The following is a 16422-nucleotide window of genomic DNA, read 5'->3' on the forward strand; positions in this document are numbered from 1 at the left end:
TTTGGATGGAACATTATGGATTTAGAAATACTTGTCGGGGCTCTCGAACCTGTCGTCCGGAAAGCTGGCGCAAAGATCATGGAGATTCATGACCAAGACCCGGATACGAATTTTAAAAGCGATGGCTCACCTGTAACCGAAGCTGATCGTGCCGCCGAGGCCATTATTTTGCCTGCATTAGCCCAGCTGGCACCAGACATAGTTGTGATATCTGAAGAAAATGCCGCCAGCCATAGCCTGAAAGCGCCACACAGATTCTTTCTTGTCGATCCCTTGGATGGCACCAAAGAATTTTTGAAGCGTGATGGTAAAGGCAGTTTCACCGTGAACATCGCGCTCATTGAAAATAGGGTGCCAATCATGGGCGTTGTTTATGCACCAGCCCTCGATCGTTTATTTAGTGGCATTGTTGGCAACGGCGCTACTGAAAAATCTGCAGATATATCTACAGCACTATCTATTCGCACGCCGCCTGCCAGCGGCGCCCTAGCCGTAGCGAGCGCATCGCATAGAGATGAAGCAACCAACCAATGGCTAGCCGAGCATGATATAGCGAACACAATATCAATTGGATCGTCCTTGAAATTCTGCCTTGTTGCGGCAGGTGAGGCCGATGTCTATCCACGGTTTGGCCCGACAATGGAATGGGATACCGGGGCTGGTGATGCGGTATTGCGCGCCGCTGGTGGGCATATGACGCATCTTGATGACAGCATGTTTCTATATGGTAAGCCAGATTACAGGAATGATGCCTTTATTGCTTGGGGTGGGTTCAAGCCTTCATAGACCTTGTATGATGATATTAGAACAACATGATGTTGCGATGTTGAATGTTTTTTCGTTATCCTCAAATCAACAGCCTTAAATGACTCTGAAGCTGACATATGACTGACACCATCACTTTTGATATCCGATTTATGCCGCCCGCAAATGTACCCGCAAATATACCCGCATATATAACTGTCATATATAACCGTAAAGTTCCGACATGAGCTCCCATTACGCCGCCGCTAAAGATGACCCCCCCGCCACACAGGTGCAAGCGCTGATTGCGCTATATAATCAGGGCGAAATGGCGCAAACCGAACGGCAATGCCGTATGGCGCTGCAAGAGTTTCCAAGGTCGGTCACCTTGCTAAACCTGCTCGGGGCGGCATTCCAAACGCAAGGCAAGCTGGACTTTGCCGCCTCGGCCTTTGTCAAAGCGATCGCGCTGAACCCAAAGGATGCGCAATTACATAATAATTATGGTGTTGTATTGCTGGCATTATCCTCATTCGATACGGCGCGCGCCTGTTTCTTAAAGGCACTCAAGCTAACGCCCGATTATGTCGAGGCGCATAATAATCTGGGTAATGCCTTGCGCAGCCTGGGACAGCTGGATGCCGCACTAACCCGTTATAACAAGGCCATCGCGATTCAGCCTACATATGGTCAGGCGCATTATAATCGCGGCGTTACTTTACAACAGATGCAGCAGATGACCGCGGCGCTGGCAAGTTATGAAGATGCGCTGGCTGTGCAACCAGAATTTATCGAGGCGCATATCAATCGTGGGGTGATTTTCCAGCAGTTGGGCAAGGCAGATGACGCCATTACCAGCTATGAACTGGCGCTGACGATTGATCCGGATCATGCTGAAACGCATAATAATATGGGCATCATATATGCGGGCACTGGCGATCATGAACGCGCCCAAACCTATTATGAAAAGGCCTTGGCGTTGAAGCCTGATTATGTCGAAGGCTATATCAATCTGGCGACAATGCTGTTCGAAACCGGTCATACTGCCGCGGCAATAGCGCATTTAGAGACGGCACTGGGCTACGATGCCAATGACGCGATGGCGCATAATCTATATGGCTTGCTGAAAAAGGCGCAGGGTGATGTCGTAGGGGCGCTTGCAAGCTATGCAACAGCGATTGCGCAAAATCCTGATTTTGCTGAACCGCATATCAATACAGGTTTGGCATTGCAGCAAAGTGGGGCGCATGCGTCCGCGCTGGCGGCGTTTGACAGGGCTATCAAGATTAACCCAGATCACGCCGAGGCCTATAACAATAAAGCTGTGACCTTGCAGGAGCTAGGCCGCTTTGATGCGGCGCTGGCATCTTATGATCAGGCGATTACACTGGCACCTGATTATGCGCTGGCCTATTTCAACCGGAGCAATCTGATCAAGGATATCGCGCCGAATGATCCCATGCTGGCCAATATGGAACGGCTTTTTGCCGATCATAATACCGATAAAAATGCGCGTAAAAAGCTGGGTTTTGCACTTGGGGCCGCACATGAAAAAATGGCACATTATGATGCCAGCTTTCGCTTTTTGCAGCAGGCCAATGACTTGCGCAAGGCCGAGGGTGATTACCATATCGAAGATGACCGTGCTTTATTCTCGATGATCACCGATAGCTATCGGCATTTTCAACGCGCCAACCTAAAGATCAAAAACACCAAAACCAAAGAGACGATACAGCCTATTTTGATTGTCGGTATGCCGCGGTCAGGCACGTCGCTGGCTGAACAGATTTTGGCAAGCCATCCAGATGTCCATGGCGCAGGCGAGCTTGACATCTTAACCACATTATTTGAAAGCCTGTTCATATGCCCTGATCACCAGCCATCACCCAAAGATATGGCACAGCGTGTCGCGGCTGAAACCGAAACGATACGGGCGCAGTATTTCAGAACTTTAACCTCATGCGCTGATGGTGCCTCCTTTGTGACCGATAAATTACCACTCAATTTCCGCTGGATAGGTTTTATAAAGCAGATGTTTCCCGAAGCAAAAATCATTCATCTACAGCGTGACCCGCGCGCGATCTGCTGGTCAATCTATAAGCATGAATTCGCCTCCAAAGGGAATGGGTTTGCCTATGATATCGACGATCTGGCAGCGTTTTATCGCCTCTATGCCAATTTGATGGGGGTCTGGCACAGCTTACTGCCACATGATATTTACGAGCTTAATTATGAACGGCTGACACAGAATCAGGAAGATGAAACGCGCGCGTTACTGGCCTTTTGTGATCTGACCTGGGCACCGCAATGTCTTGAATTTCACAAGACTGAGCGTGCTGTTCAGACAGCAAGTGCCGTGCAGGTGCGACAAAAACTCTATCAAGGCAGTTCCGACGCCTGGCGCCATTATGAACAATATCTTGGCGCATGGATGAATTTGACACCGTGAGCCTCCCTATAACTGGATACCCTTTAATTGGATGTGCTTTACCCGATGCTGCGCTATCCTTTGGGTGATCGCCATTGCCGGTGGCTTACCCGCAGATATAAGATCAATCTTGTGACAGCAGGGAGTGACATGAATGAGAGACTTTATTTTTGCTGCCATCATTTTTGTATTCAGCTTTTTAATCTATATTTACCCGCTTAATATCGTTGCCTATCTTCTGTTTGATGCCAGACTTATTCAGCCCATAGCGATCATCCCGACAACCATTATTGCACTGACTGTTTTTGTGTATTTCAAAACACATTTCACGTCCTCCCTCTTAAGCGCGTTCATCTATTATGGCATGGGCATTGGCTTCATCGGCTTCAGCATATTCAATATCGGGTTAATCGCTGCCCTGATTGTGCCAGACTTCACCCGTGAAATTGGTATGCTATGCTTCATTGCCTTTGTGATCACATGCGTAAAAAGCATTTTGAATGGGCGCTATATCCACCTTAAGAACATCCACATCACTTCACCAAAAATAGATAAACCGACTAACCTGTTGTTCATTAGCGACGTTCATCTGGGGTCTAATTCAAAACAGCATTTTGAAAGAATTTGCCAGACAATAGATAAGCTGGATTACGATTTTCTTTTAATTGGTGGGGATCTGTTTGATTCAAGTGCTTTTGACGCTACGGATTTAAACCCTTTAAAGGCGATCGAAAAACCCATTCTATTCGTGACCGGGAATCATGAATATTACGTCAAGGATCATCAGGCAAAGGTCGCTGATCTGGTCAATTATAACATCACCATCCTTGACAACCAGTCGGTGCAATTAGACCGGCTGAACATCATTGGTATCAGTGATAATCAAACCCCAAAAATGCAATCCGAAATCGCCCGGAATCTTGTCTGTCACAAACGATTCAATCTGCTGATGATACATCAGCCATCTATATGGGACAGCGCGCCCCATAACACCGATTTAATGCTTTCTGGGCACACGCATAATGGGCAGATTTTTCCGTTCAACCTTCTGGTGCGGTTACAGTTCAGGACTGTTTATGGCATTTACAAGCGACTCGATTCCAATTTGTATGTCTCATCTGGAAGCGGCACATGGGGGCCAAAAATGCGCCTTGGCACACGCAATGAAATTATCCAGATTTCAATCTTACCGCGGAATCTGGCCTGAGATAAGCCTGTGAAAACCCCAGATATCAGCCATCAGACATCATCACACCATGTTGACGGGGCTGAATTGTGGGGCTAACGGATACTCTTTTCGGATATATATCGCAAATGATGTTCAATAATCTGTTGTTGCGATATGATACCCCCTAACCATGGGAGCCGATGATTGCTAGGTGCTTTTTTTACAATTTTCATCTTTCAACTTGCTGGTGAGGCCATTCAAAAATATTTTGATCTGGCCATACCGGGGCCGGTGCTAGGGCTGGTTCTGATGCTTTTCATGCTGTTGCTGACACGGCGTAACATGAATCCTGCCCTCACTCATTTTAGAACAAGGATGATCAACAGCGCCGAACATTTGCTGGGTTATCTATCGCTTCTTTTCGTACCCATAGGCGTCGGCGTCATCATGCATCTGCAACTTCTTGAGGCGCAATTGCTACGCATCATCGCTATCATCGTGATTGGCACCATCGGTACAATGATTTTCACCGCCTTTATCTTTCTGAAAACCAGCAAGGCCAAAGCCGATGAGTGAAAGCGCAAAGCTATATCAGGTCTGGGTGTATCTACAGGCCGAACCGCTATTCTGGTTAACGCTCACGATTGGCGCTTATTTGCTGGCCGATTGGCTGTACCGTGCGTCTGGGCTGTTTCCGCTTTTAAATCCAGTCGCGATCAGCATTATCCTGGTCAGTGCCTGTCTGATGGCTTTTGATATTGATTATGAACGCTATTTCGACGGTGCAAAATTCATACATTTTCTACTTGGTCCGGCCACGGTGGCGCTGGCGATTCCAATCTACCGCAACTGGAATACCGTTATGCGTGCCAAAAATGCGATCATCATATCCGTAGTGCTGGGATCGTTTTTTGCGATTGGTATCACTTATGCGATGGCGGTAATGCTTCAACTCGATCCGCTAACGACAAAATCATTGCTACCTCGGAATGTCACCGCCCCCATTGCCATGGGCATATCCGAAATCATCGGTGGGGTGCCATCATTGACCGCCATCATAACCATCGTCACGGGGATCATTGGCGCGGCACTTGGTACCTTCGTGCTTGATCTGTTCAGGATCAGGGACATGGCGGCTCGTGGATTTGCCTTTGGCTTGGCAAGTCATGGCATTGGCACCGCACGCGCGATGGCCAAAGACAAAGATGCGGGCGTATTTGCCGCCGTTGCCATGGGGTTGAGTGGCATCGTTACCGCGGCGATGATTCCGCTGGTCTTTTTTATCATTCGGGATTTTCTCTAAATGGTCTAAGCTCAACCGCTGACAATTCTGGTTGATGCCTTGGCATGATTTACCAACCCATGCGTCATCCAACCCATAATAGAGAGATGAAATGCCATATATTTCAGACCTGATGAAAGGCGTTGTTCTGCTGGGGCATGGCGGGCCAGACATGCTTGCCTATCGTGATGATCTGTCTGTACCTCGCCCACAGACAGGCGATGTGCTTATAAAAATCCATGCCGCCGGGGTCAATAATACCGATATCAATACCCGCCTTGCCTGGTATTCAAAATCAGATGCCGCCAATAACGATATAAGTGAAGATGCCAGCTGGGCTGGCGCGCCGCTTAATTTTCCACTTATTCAGGGGATCGACGCTTGCGGTGAGATTGTTGCGGTTGGCATAGGCGTATCAGCCGACCGGATTGGCGACCGCGTTCTGGTTGAACCTTGTCTTTATGAAGCTGGTGGCAAGACGCTTGATCAACCTTGGTTTTTCGGCTCCGAATGCAATGGTGCTTTTGCCGAATATACGGTGGTGGCGGCGCGCCATGCCCACACCATAACCAGCAGCCTGAGTTCACCTGAGCTGGCATCCTTTCCCTGTTCCTATTCGACCGCTGAAAATATGCTGACCCGGGCGCAGGTCACAACAGGCGACATCGTTCTGGTGACTGGCGCGTCTGGCGGGGTCGGCTCTGCCGCCATTCAGCTAGCCAAGGCGCGCGGCGCCACAGTTTACGCCGTTACATCAGCAGACAAAAAAGCCGCCATCAAAGACCTTGGTGTTGATATGGTGCTCGACAGAAACGTCTCTTTGCGCGAAACCCTTGGCGCTAACACAGTCGATGTTGTTATTGATCTTGTTGCGGGGCCGGGTTGGCCGGATCTGCTCGATATTTTGCGGCGTCATGGCCGCTATGCGGTGGCGGGCGCCGTTGCTGGACCGCTTGTCGAGCTTGATATACGCACTCTTTATCTGAAAGATATCAGCTTTTATGGTTGTACCGCGCTTGATGCCGGGGTTTTTGCCAATCTGGTAACGCTAATCGAAGCCGGTGCTATCAAGCCCCTTGTTGCCGAAATATTCCCCCTCAAGGACATTGCAAAAGCCCAGCAGACTTTTGCCGAAAAAAACTATATTGGTAAAATCGTTCTGGATATCCAGCCATCATCATGACGCAAAACCACACATTAAAATGTGACTTTATCGGCGGGGCGGTTAATCACCGTCTCTTATATGGCGGGGGCCGGGGTCAGGATCTGCCCAAAGCTGTCGGCATGAAAGCTGGCAAAACACCGCATATGATTGATGCTACCGCGGGATTGGGCAGGGATGCCTTTTTGCTGGCTTCGCTTGGCGCACAGGTAACCCTCATCGAAAGATCTGATGTCATGCATGCGCTTTTACAAGACGGTCTGAACGCCGCCCGAGACGCAGGCGGTCTGCATGCCGAAATAGCCAGCCGGATGACCTTATTTCACGGGGATGCGATTGACCTGTTACCATCGATGAATCCCGAAGTCGTACTTGTTGACCCGATGCATCCAGCGCGGCAGAAATCGGCTTTGGTCAAAGCTGATTTACGCGCGATTCGTGATATTGTTGGCACCGATGACGACCAGCTTAGCCTGATCCAGACAGCCCTTGCGACCGCTTCAAAGCGGGTGGTTTTAAAATGGCCGGCAAAGGCGGCCCCGCTTGCGGGGCTAAAGCCCTGCTCGCATCAGATCATTGGAAAATCTGTTCGGTTTGACGTATTCATGACCTGAACCGGCCTTGATCAGACATGTAAAACAGGGTCTCTTTTTACCGCCAGATATGGCAGACTAAAGCGGCCCTTTACCATCGGGGGCCATTTAAGCCTAAATCCATCGGGTGGGATAGCATATGACAGGAGCACGACATGCCCAGCTTTGACATTGTAAGCAAAACCGACATGACATCTGTAGATAACGCCTTGCAGGGGGTGATCAAGGAAATGCAGGTCAGATATGATTTCAAGGGCAGCAAATCTGAAATCAGCAAGCAGGATGAAAACATTCTGATCATCGCTGATGACGAACTCAAGCGGCGTCAGGTTGAAGAGCTGCTACTCACTCATCTCACACGCAAGGGCGTTGATACCGGGGCGTTGGAATTTGGCAAAACCGAACAGGCTGGCGGCAATACGGTGCGACAAACGGTAATGGTCAAACAAGGTGTTCAGCGTGACATAGCACAAAAAATCGTCAAGGCGATCAAACAGTCAAAGCTGAAAACCCAGGCCTCTATTCAGGGCGATGAAGTCAGGGTTTCCGGCAAAAAGCGTGACGATCTGCAAGCGACCATGACGATGATAAAAGCGCTCGACATAGAGCTTCCCTTACAGTTCGAAAACTTCAGAGACTAGATCATCATATAGCGGCAACGTTAGACAGGCGCTTACACTAGCACTTCATCGGCATAGACACAGCAATGGTGGCAATGTCAGCCTGGTTGCGTGCCGCCTTGGTGTATCGCGCAATATTGTCTATAAGCATCTTGAAAATACAGACGCCTAAAACAGCATTTTCATCATCCATTCGGGCACATCTTCGGGGTTTTTGATACATATCTGCTTGTCGGCATCGCCCGCAGATGTGAGTTTTACCGTCAGGTCAGAATAGCCATAATCCTTTACCTGTACTGATAGATAGGTTTCCGCGATCTGACATGAACCGGTGACCAGCCAGACTTCATCGACATCGCCGGTTGGATTCATCCGCACAGTCAAATCAGCCTGTCCGAATTCGGTAACCATGATCGCCGTTGCATCGGCTTTTGCAGATTGTGTTGCACTGATCGCTACCAAAGACCAAAATAATAAACCTACGACCTGTTTTCTGTTCATATAAAACCCACTTGCAACATGTGAATACCAAATTCTAACAACACCAGAATTGATGCTATCTGGCAATTACGACTCATGCCCATAGCATACAGAAAAACATGGCAGCTGAATATCCCGCTTTTACGCTGCCACATATCAGCACTGATACTTAATCGATATAGCGATCAGCACGCTGGCCAGCGCGTTCCAGATGAATCGGCAAAACACGGCCATAAAGCTGTTTTGTGCGTTCGGGCGCGCCCACCATATTGGGCTCTTCAACATAGGAAAAAATCGCCACATAGCGTTTCCTCTCACCTCTTAACGGGCTGACTCTATGTAATGAATAACGTCCTTTGAAAATCTGCAGATCACCTGGTTCAAGCGCCAGCGACACAACCTTGTCCGAAGTGCCATCAAGCACCTGTTTCACCGCATCGAAATTTTCACCTGACCGACGGATATTAGGCGCATATTGAAATAGGCCACCTTCCTCGGCATTCTGTATAGCCAGTGTGATGGTAAAATTATTTGTATCAAAATGCCACGGAAACCCCTCGCCTTCTTCGGCCATATTCACAATCACATCGGCAAGCGGATCGGCATATCGATAGACATGCTGCTGTCCCAGACATGCTTTGATAAAAGGATCAAAAGCCGGAACATCATGGATCTGCCGCAATGGTCCGGTTTTGGTAAAATGATCAGCCGGAATAAACGCGTTCGAACGATCAAAAAACCGCCGCCGTGGATCATCGGGATCCAGCGCTGGGTCATCGGTAGTGAAATAGGCGTTGGTGCGGTTAAATGACCGGTGCGCATAGCGCGCAACCGAATCGGCCTCTGCGGTGACAAGCCGGATCGCCATCGGTGTCAGAAATTGTTTCAGCACCACACAGCCATCTTTAGCCAGTTTGCTGTGTATCTGCGCAATCAGCGCGTCACGCGCCGCCCCATCACTATGTATGGGAAACTGATCCAGATTTATCAATGTGTTTGCATCGAAACGCATATCATCACCTGCCGCAATCGCCGACAGAAATAGTGTCAGATATTCACATATCAATGCAAGCGATAAAGATCAGGTCAGATAACCGAATTTACCATTATTGTAATCTTCGAATGCCTGCACCAGTTCGGCACGGCTATTCATCACAAAGGGACCATGCGCGGCAATCGGTTCATCAATGGGCTGGCCACTTAGCACCAGCACAACCGCGTCATCTTCGGCGGTTACGGTAAAATCTTCACCGGCATTTTCAAACAGACCAAAATGATCCGTTGGCACCATATCAGCGCCATTGACCGTGACATGGCCTTCAACCACCAGCAGCGCGGTATTATTCTCGGCGGGAAAGCTAAAGTCAGCTGATGCGCCCTTGCGCATCCGTGCGTTCAAAATGGTGACCGGGGTAAAGGTGCTGGCGGCACCTGTCGCACCTTGGTAATCTCCAGCAACAACCTCGACAAAACCACCATCGCCACCGCCTGCATGATCCAGACTGACCTTGGGCATATCAGCATTTTTTATGTCCTGATATTTTGGCGCTGACATTTTATCCTTGGCTGGCAGATTGACCCAAAGCTGCACCATTTGGAAATCGCCGCCTTCTTTGCTGAAATTTTCTTCATGAAATTCCTTATGCAGAATACCGGACGCGGCCGTCATCCATTGCACATCACCTTCGCCAATCACACCGCCACCGCCACTGCTATCATGATGCGCGACTTTGCCTTTATAGGCGATCGTCACCGTTTCAAACCCGCGATGCGGATGCACCCCCACACCACGCGGTGTATCGGACGGCGGGAAATAGAACTTAGAATTATAATCAAACATCAAAAACGGATTCATCCGTTCCATGCTTAGCGGTGGCGAACCTGGAATAAATCCATGTACGCGAAAACCATCACCGACAAAATGCGGCGGCGCCGGCGGGACAATCGTTTCAAGATTCTTTTGCGACATTTCATATACCTCAATCATTGGTGGCTTGGTTAAACCACCTAATAATGATCTGGGCATTTAACCTGTCTATGTCAACAAAACAGACCGCATCATCAGCGCAAAATATCTTTGCATTTTGAGATATAACGGATTTGACCGCTGATCATAGAGACCTCATAGGTTCACCGCGGATGTCGTGGCGGCATCACTTTTAAGCTTATGGTCGCGCAGCCCCTTAACAATATAAAAGGCCACCATCGTAAGAATAAAATAGGACGCAAATTGATCAAGCAGATGCTCGGTAAAATCATCTTCTCTATCGGCCATCTAAAAGCCTTTCAATGGCATATGGTCGGGACGCTGAAGCCAGTTATCTGCCGCATAATGCGCTGATTCTTCGATCATGTGAATCGTATAGGCATAGCGTGATTTTGCTGACACATTCGGCGGCGATGTGTGCGGCAGGCGCCCATGCAATACAATCAATGTGCCCTTTGGCGCTATCAGCGGCACTGTGGCCGCGGGCAGATCCGCATCATCCAGCTGGATCATCTGCATATGACCATCGACATTTTGAAAGCGCGTGCGCAATGGTGCCTTATGCCCGCCAGGTGCGGCATACATACAGCCATTTTCTAGGGTTGCATCTTCCAGCGCAAACCAGAAACCAATACAGCTTTCTGGTTCGGTATAGATAAAGGTTGAATCCTGATGGCTGGTCACTTCGCCGCCAATAGCTGGCTGTTTACATATCACCATCGATTGCAATTGCAGGGGTGTTTGCATGCCGACACAATGTGCAACAGCCGCCAGATCTTCAGCATGTGAGAATGCCGAAAACACCGGATCCAGATCATGTATCGCATGGCCAATCTTGTTCACTGCAAGATGTTTGTCACGGTTTAGCTGGCCATCCGCATCAAGCGCACCTTCTTCCAGAAAACATGAAATGTTATGCGCAGACGCGCGAAAATAATCGTCGGCAGCATGGCTTTGGGCGGTTGCTGAAAACACAACCTGATGGGCGTCAACGTCAAACGCATCAATCAGGCTATGTGCACGCGCCATCAAATCATCACAGGTGGCCGCGCTTGCAAAATCCTCAATGATCAGATAGCCGTCTTCGGCAAAGGCCTGCGTCATCGCCTCATTGGTTTTATGCTGCCATGCAAAACGGCGGGCTACTGGACTATTTTCTGTATCTGACTTTATCCGTGTGTTTGCCATTATCACTCCGTCTGCCTGCATTGATGACTATCATCATAGCCCATGCACAATATCAGTCACCAAAGATCATTTCACCATTCAGTTTTTGATGAATGCTACTCAGCCGCGCCGACACTTCCTTGTTGCTATTGACCTGCGCTTCAACAAGCTTCAGAATTTGCCCGATTTCCTTGGCCAGATCACTGCTTTGCTTGTTCGAATCCTTCAACCGCAGTTGAACATTCTTCAACAAGGCGGTCATCACGATATCCTTATTTTGCAACTGATCGAAATAGCTACTCGGAATTTTGCGCACTTTCACCGGCATATTGCCAGCCCGCGCTGTAACTGATCTTTTTGTGTTCAGCAACAATGATGCTTCGCCAAAAATTTCACCCTGACCGATCGTATTCAGCTTCAAACCCAATGGCGCGAAAATCTCAACTTCGCCCTCAAGCACTAAATAGGCCTCAAAAGACGATGAATCATGTTCATAGATAATCGCCTGCGGTTCCCATGATCGGATAATGTCACCATCATCACTTTCTGTTTGCGCTGTCATATTCCCCCCTTATCACATAACACCATGTCCATTCTGGATAGACAACACGCCATAATCGACACAATAATACACTTCACCCTAATGGCTTTTGCACAGGATTGGCTAGTCTAAACTGACAGTGACTGGGCACCATATATGATCATGAACAATCCAGAAAGGGGCTTGCGCAACGCTTTCGAACCATGCGAAATTTGTTCATCAAATATGCCTAAATACCGTAAGGTATCAGCTTTATTTCTGATGACTTTGCCGCCCTTCAATCATAATAGTGAGTCCATAATGTCCATCACGCTTGACCAAGCCCAGATTATTGCCAAAGCCGCTCTTGCCAAAGGCCGTGCGCTATCTTTGAAACCACTTAGCGTTGTTGTTCTTGATCCGCGCGCGTCACTGGTTACATGCCTGTCGGAAGATGGTGTTAGCCAGCTACGCGCCAAAATTGCATTGGGCAAGGCGTCAGCTGCCATTCAGCTTGGCCTTGGCACGCGTGCGTTAATGAACCGGGCCGAACAGCAGGCCTATTTTATTCAAGCGATGAACGGTCTTGCCGATGGAAATTTTGTGCCGGTACCAGGTGGGGTGTTGATACGCGATAAAAACGGTGTCTTGCTAGGCGCGGTCGGCATTTCAGGTGATACGTCTGATAATGATGAAACCGCCGCACTGGCTGGTATTGCCGAAGCCCAGCTTGATGCCGATGCTGGCTAGGCAAACATCATTCATCATATACATAAACTGCCTGTGGCCTAATTAGGGCCACGGCACCCAAACAGGCCGCGCGCAACGCCTTCATTCAAAGCCATGCTAATCATATAGCTTAGGTCATAGCCGCGCGCCTTGCACGATTCCATAGCGGCCTTGCGTATATCGGCTGGTGGTGCAATAAAATTCGAATAGCCTGTATCCCATTCAAATTCGAGGCTAGGCGGCTGAGCTGGCATTATGTCCGCATCATTTCCCGCTGTGGCGGCTGGCTGTGAAACCGTTTTTTTCAAGGGTGTTGATGTGGCTTGTGGCTGGGCGACATGATGACATGCGGCAAGCAAAAGCGAAAGCACTACAAGCATCACTGTGTTTGTTCCAGTCTTCAAAATGCACGGCGTCATGATCAGCAATTCCCTTTTTACCGCGATACGTTACGTTGATTTTTGCTTTTTCGTCCACTTTTTTTTAGGAAAATGAGTCAATTTTGTTCAAAAACAACAAAATAGATTATGTCTGCGCTGTACGTTGCGCCACTGCCAGACCTGTCAAAATCAGACCAAGCGCGATAAATTTGTCTAGACCAAGTGATTCACCTAGCAAAAGCGCACCCAGAAACACCGAAAAGACAGGTATCAGATATCCAATAAAGGACGTAAATCCCGCACCAGCACGTTTAATAAGATGATAGCGCAGGAAAAAGGCAAAGCCTGTTGGCAAAGCCCCCAGCCATATAATCGCCAGCCAGGCATTGGATGACCAGCCCTGCCATGCCAGCGGCTGTTCAAACATAAAGGCCAATGGCAGTATCTGTATTGTCACAAAACCCATAATCACCAGCGCGATAAATAAGGCAGGCACCTGTGGTAAACGCCGGGCCATCAATGCCGCCGATACATAACAGCCTGTCGCACAGCAAACCAGAATTTGCGGGATAATATGCGCCCCTCCAGCATTCATCGCGGCATGTCCGAACAGAATCATCACCCCGGACAGGCCAATCAGAACGCCGATGATCTTGCTCACTGTCATACGTTCGTCTTCGGCAAAGAAATGCGCGCCAATGATTGTCAGCAACGGCCCGACCGACATTAGCAAACCAGTCAGTGACGAATCCAGCACCAACTCGGCGTCGGAAATCAGATAAAAAGGCAAACTCATCCCGACCACGCTCATGACAAACAGATAGGGCAGATGCCGCAGATAAGGACGCCAAACGAAATCAGCTTGAAATTGTATGAATAACAACACCACGAAAAACCCAATCAGCGTGCGCAAGCCAACCAGTGTCAGCGGGCCTGTTTCAACAACCGCCAGCTTGATCGCCGAAAAGGATGAAGACCAGACCAGCGCCAGCAAGATCAATAGCGCTACATTTCGTTTTTGTTCACTCACAAAGCACCTGCCTGCATCAGATTAAGCCATCACACATCTCAAAATACCAGCAAGCTAGCGCAGGCAACAACCAGAAGCGCACCAACCCATGCACCCCAGGCAGGCATTATTCCGGTGCGCGCCCAGACAAATGGCAGAATCAGCACTGGCGTCGTCGCTGTCAAAATCGCCACAATGGCAATATGTCCGGTTTCAAGCGCTTTCAAAAACAGGGCCATGCCGACACCCAGACCAAACAAACCATTGAAAAAGACATTCACCAGAATTTTAGGCGCCGGTAAAATTGGTTTTTTGCGCTGGGCCTTATCAAACGGATAGGTCGCCCAGAAAAACAAAGCCGCAATCATCACCCTGATAAGGCTGGCCATGACCGGGTCCATTCCGTCGCTCATCACCGGGCGGATGATAATCGCGCTGATCGCTTGCCCCAATGCGGCCAGCAAACCAAACAGGACGCCCAATGATAAAGGCGGTGTCACATCTTCCCATATATGCATCAGATCGCGGCGCTTGCCATAGATAATCGCCAGACATATACCAACAAAGGCAAGTATCACAGCCACCCCATCATGAGCCGCCAGCACCTCACCAAGGATCAACCAGCCAAGTATCGCTGTCATCGGGGCATTTGATGCAAACAGGATATTTGTCCGGCGCGGGCCTAACCGGCGCATCGTCAGAAACAGGAAAAAATCGCCCAGCACAATGCCGATCACCGATGATAGAACCAGTGGCCAGATAAATACCGGATCAAAGGTAAAAGCCCGCCCCGTGATGACCAGCAGCACCGCCATGATACCTGCCGCTGCAATCATGCGCAGTCGATTGAAATGAAGCGAGCCAAGCGCGCGGGCTGGTGCATGGCCAAACAAGCCCGCCAGCGTCCAACAGATAGCAGCGCCGAACGCATAAATTGCGGCAGTTTCCAAAATAATTACCTTAAAATACTAAGTGCCTGTTCGATATCATTTATCAGATCATTACCCGATTCAAGACCAACCGATAGCCGTATATGTGACCTGCTGATTCCCAATAGCGCCAGTTCCTCGTCACTCAGACTTGAATGCGTTGTCGTATAAGGGTGACAGGCCAGCGATTTGCTATCGCCCAGATTGTTGGAAATATCAATCAGCGATAGCTCATTCAGCACGCGATAGGACGCCGCTTCATCACCATCAATTTCAAACGCGATAATACTGCCAAAACCCGACATCTGCTTACATGCAAGATCATATTGCGGATGCGATGCCAGCCCCGGATAACGCACATTTTTGACCGCCTTATGCCCAGCCAGCATTGTGGCGATGCGCGCGGCACTGGCGCATTGCGCTTCGATCCGAAGCGACAGCGTTTCCAGCGATTTCAGCATCACCCAGGCATTAAAAGCACTGATCGCGGCACCTGTCTGCCGGTAAAACGGAGTGAATATATCCTTGATAAATGTCTGATCGCCCAGAACCGCACCGCCCATCAACCGCCCCTGACCATCAATATGCTTGGTGGTCGAATAGATAACCGCATCAGCGCCTAATTCAAGCGGGCGTTGATGCAGCGCAGTGGCAAACACATTATCAACCACCACCATGGCTCCGGCGGCATGCGCCATCTGGGATACAGCCGCCACATCAACCAGCTCAAGCAATGGGTTAGACGGGCTTTCGAAAAACACCATCTTAGTTGGTGTCTGCAAGGCCGTGGCCCAGGCCTCAAGATCGGTGCCATCAATCAGCTCAACGTCAATCCCCCATTTCGGCAAGGTCTGCGTCAGAATAACATAGCAGGCACCAAACAGGGCGCGGCTGGCAACGATTCGGTCGCCACTTTCCAGCTGGCAAGCCATCACCGCAAAAACCGCAGCCATGCCTGTGCCGGTAGCTTTACAGGCTTCCGCCCCTTCAAGCAGGGCAAGCCGGTTTTCAAACATGGAAACAGTTGGGTTGCCATAGCGGGCATAAACAAAATTATCGGTTTCTTCGCGGAACGCAGCGGCAGCCTGCTCGGCTGATTCATAAACGAACCCTGACGTCATATACAGCGCTTCGGATGTTTCCTGATGTGCGGATCTTAAAAGCCCGCCTCGGACCAGCTTGGTTTCGATGTCGGATTCTGTTTTTTTCATATCAGAGACAGTC

Annotated in this window: 20 protein-coding genes; 9 read left to right on the forward strand and 11 right to left on the reverse strand. The window is 49.3% G+C overall.

Annotation, left to right across the window (positions count from 1 at the left end; genetic code table 11):
- The first annotated feature begins 15 nt into the window (after positions 1 to 15).
- The 8 genes from cysQ to SAR116_RS07980 all read left to right on the forward strand — a co-directional run bounded on the left by cysQ (position 16) and on the right by SAR116_RS07980 (position 8018).
- On the forward strand, positions 16 to 786 hold the full coding sequence (gene cysQ / locus SAR116_RS07945) for a 3'(2'),5'-bisphosphate nucleotidase CysQ (RefSeq protein WP_013046403.1): 771 nt from the start codon (positions 16 to 18) through the stop codon (positions 784 to 786).
- Between the two features lie 202 nt (positions 787 to 988).
- Positions 989 to 3193, forward strand: coding sequence for a tetratricopeptide repeat-containing sulfotransferase family protein (locus SAR116_RS07950; RefSeq protein WP_013046404.1), 2205 nt, complete (start codon positions 989 to 991; stop codon positions 3191 to 3193).
- 133 nt (positions 3194 to 3326) lie between these two features.
- Positions 3327 to 4379 (forward strand): metallophosphoesterase, encoded by a 1053-nt coding sequence (locus SAR116_RS07955; RefSeq protein ID WP_013046405.1) that lies wholly within the window; start codon positions 3327 to 3329, stop codon positions 4377 to 4379.
- Positions 4380 to 4544: 165 nt separating this feature from the next.
- Complete coding sequence (locus tag SAR116_RS07960; RefSeq protein ID WP_013046406.1) at positions 4545 to 4916, forward strand: CidA/LrgA family protein; 372 nt, start codon at positions 4545 to 4547, stop codon at positions 4914 to 4916.
- Positions 4909 to 5643, forward strand: coding sequence for an LrgB family protein (locus tag SAR116_RS07965; protein ID WP_013046407.1), 735 nt, complete (start codon positions 4909 to 4911; stop codon positions 5641 to 5643). Before SAR116_RS07960 ends, SAR116_RS07965 begins: the two co-directional genes overlap by 8 nt.
- 91 nt (positions 5644 to 5734) lie before the next feature.
- Positions 5735 to 6805 (forward strand): alcohol dehydrogenase family protein, encoded by a 1071-nt coding sequence (locus SAR116_RS07970; RefSeq protein WP_013046408.1) that lies wholly within the window; start codon positions 5735 to 5737, stop codon positions 6803 to 6805.
- The gene (locus SAR116_RS07975; protein ID WP_407921263.1) at positions 6799 to 7398 is read left to right on the forward strand and encodes a class I SAM-dependent methyltransferase; all 600 of its coding nucleotides are present in this window, start codon (positions 6799 to 6801) and stop codon (positions 7396 to 7398) included. Before SAR116_RS07970 ends, SAR116_RS07975 begins: the two co-directional genes overlap by 7 nt.
- A 134-nt stretch (positions 7399 to 7532) precedes the next feature.
- Positions 7533 to 8018, forward strand: coding sequence for a YajQ family cyclic di-GMP-binding protein (locus SAR116_RS07980; protein WP_013046410.1), 486 nt, complete (start codon positions 7533 to 7535; stop codon positions 8016 to 8018).
- Positions 8019 to 8055: 37 nt separating this feature from the next.
- Here SAR116_RS07980 and SAR116_RS13870 read toward each other — a convergent pair whose 3' ends face one another.
- The 7 genes from SAR116_RS13870 to SAR116_RS08005 all read right to left on the reverse strand — a co-directional run bounded on the left by SAR116_RS13870 (position 8056) and on the right by SAR116_RS08005 (position 12193).
- Entirely contained in the window at positions 8056 to 8190 is a 135-nt protein-coding gene (locus SAR116_RS13870) for a hypothetical protein (protein ID WP_013046411.1), read from the reverse strand.
- Positions 8166 to 8498 (reverse strand): hypothetical protein, encoded by a 333-nt coding sequence (locus tag SAR116_RS07985; protein WP_013046412.1) that lies wholly within the window; start codon positions 8496 to 8498, stop codon positions 8166 to 8168. The genes SAR116_RS13870 and SAR116_RS07985 overlap by 25 nt, the downstream gene beginning before the upstream one ends.
- A gap of 148 nt (positions 8499 to 8646) precedes the next feature.
- Entirely contained in the window at positions 8647 to 9489 is an 843-nt protein-coding gene (locus SAR116_RS07990; protein ID WP_013046413.1) for a HalD/BesD family halogenase, read from the reverse strand.
- Positions 9490 to 9558: 69 nt separating this feature from the next.
- Entirely contained in the window at positions 9559 to 10446 is an 888-nt protein-coding gene (locus SAR116_RS07995) for a pirin family protein (protein ID WP_041861301.1), read from the reverse strand.
- 153 nt (positions 10447 to 10599) lie between these two features.
- Positions 10600 to 10752 carry a hypothetical protein gene (locus SAR116_RS13725; protein WP_013046415.1) on the reverse strand — a complete coding sequence of 51 codons (153 nt, stop codon included), beginning with the start codon at positions 10750 to 10752 and terminating at the stop codon, positions 10600 to 10602.
- Positions 10753 to 11652 (reverse strand): phytanoyl-CoA dioxygenase family protein, encoded by a 900-nt coding sequence (locus SAR116_RS08000; protein ID WP_013046416.1) that lies wholly within the window; start codon positions 11650 to 11652, stop codon positions 10753 to 10755. It abuts the gene before it with no gap.
- Between the two features lie 52 nt (positions 11653 to 11704).
- Positions 11705 to 12193 (reverse strand): cyclic nucleotide-binding domain-containing protein, encoded by a 489-nt coding sequence (locus tag SAR116_RS08005; RefSeq protein WP_013046417.1) that lies wholly within the window; start codon positions 12191 to 12193, stop codon positions 11705 to 11707.
- Positions 12194 to 12472: 279 nt separating this feature from the next.
- Here SAR116_RS08005 and SAR116_RS08010 point away from each other — a divergent pair, with 279 nt between their 5' ends.
- Positions 12473 to 12901, forward strand: coding sequence for a GlcG/HbpS family heme-binding protein (locus tag SAR116_RS08010; protein ID WP_013046418.1), 429 nt, complete (start codon positions 12473 to 12475; stop codon positions 12899 to 12901).
- 38 nt (positions 12902 to 12939) lie between these two features.
- On the opposite strand, the gene SAR116_RS08015 is transcribed toward SAR116_RS08010, so the two are convergent.
- From SAR116_RS08015 to metZ, 4 genes are all read right to left on the reverse strand, one after another.
- Entirely contained in the window at positions 12940 to 13299 is a 360-nt protein-coding gene (locus tag SAR116_RS08015; RefSeq protein WP_041860859.1) for a hypothetical protein, read from the reverse strand.
- Between the two features lie 106 nt (positions 13300 to 13405).
- Complete coding sequence (locus SAR116_RS08020; protein WP_013046420.1) at positions 13406 to 14290, reverse strand: DMT family transporter; 885 nt, start codon at positions 14288 to 14290, stop codon at positions 13406 to 13408.
- Between the two features lie 38 nt (positions 14291 to 14328).
- Positions 14329 to 15219 (reverse strand): DMT family transporter, encoded by an 891-nt coding sequence (locus SAR116_RS08025; RefSeq protein WP_013046421.1) that lies wholly within the window; start codon positions 15217 to 15219, stop codon positions 14329 to 14331.
- A 5-nt stretch (positions 15220 to 15224) separates the two neighbouring features.
- Positions 15225 to 16409, reverse strand: a complete 1185-nt coding sequence (gene metZ, locus SAR116_RS08030; protein ID WP_013046422.1) for an O-succinylhomoserine sulfhydrylase — start codon at positions 16407 to 16409, stop codon at positions 15225 to 15227.
- Positions 16410 to 16422 lie beyond the last annotated feature (13 nt).

Source organism: Candidatus Puniceispirillum marinum IMCC1322 (assembly GCF_000024465.1).
Classification (GTDB): domain Bacteria; phylum Pseudomonadota; class Alphaproteobacteria; order Puniceispirillales; family Puniceispirillaceae; genus Puniceispirillum; species Puniceispirillum marinum.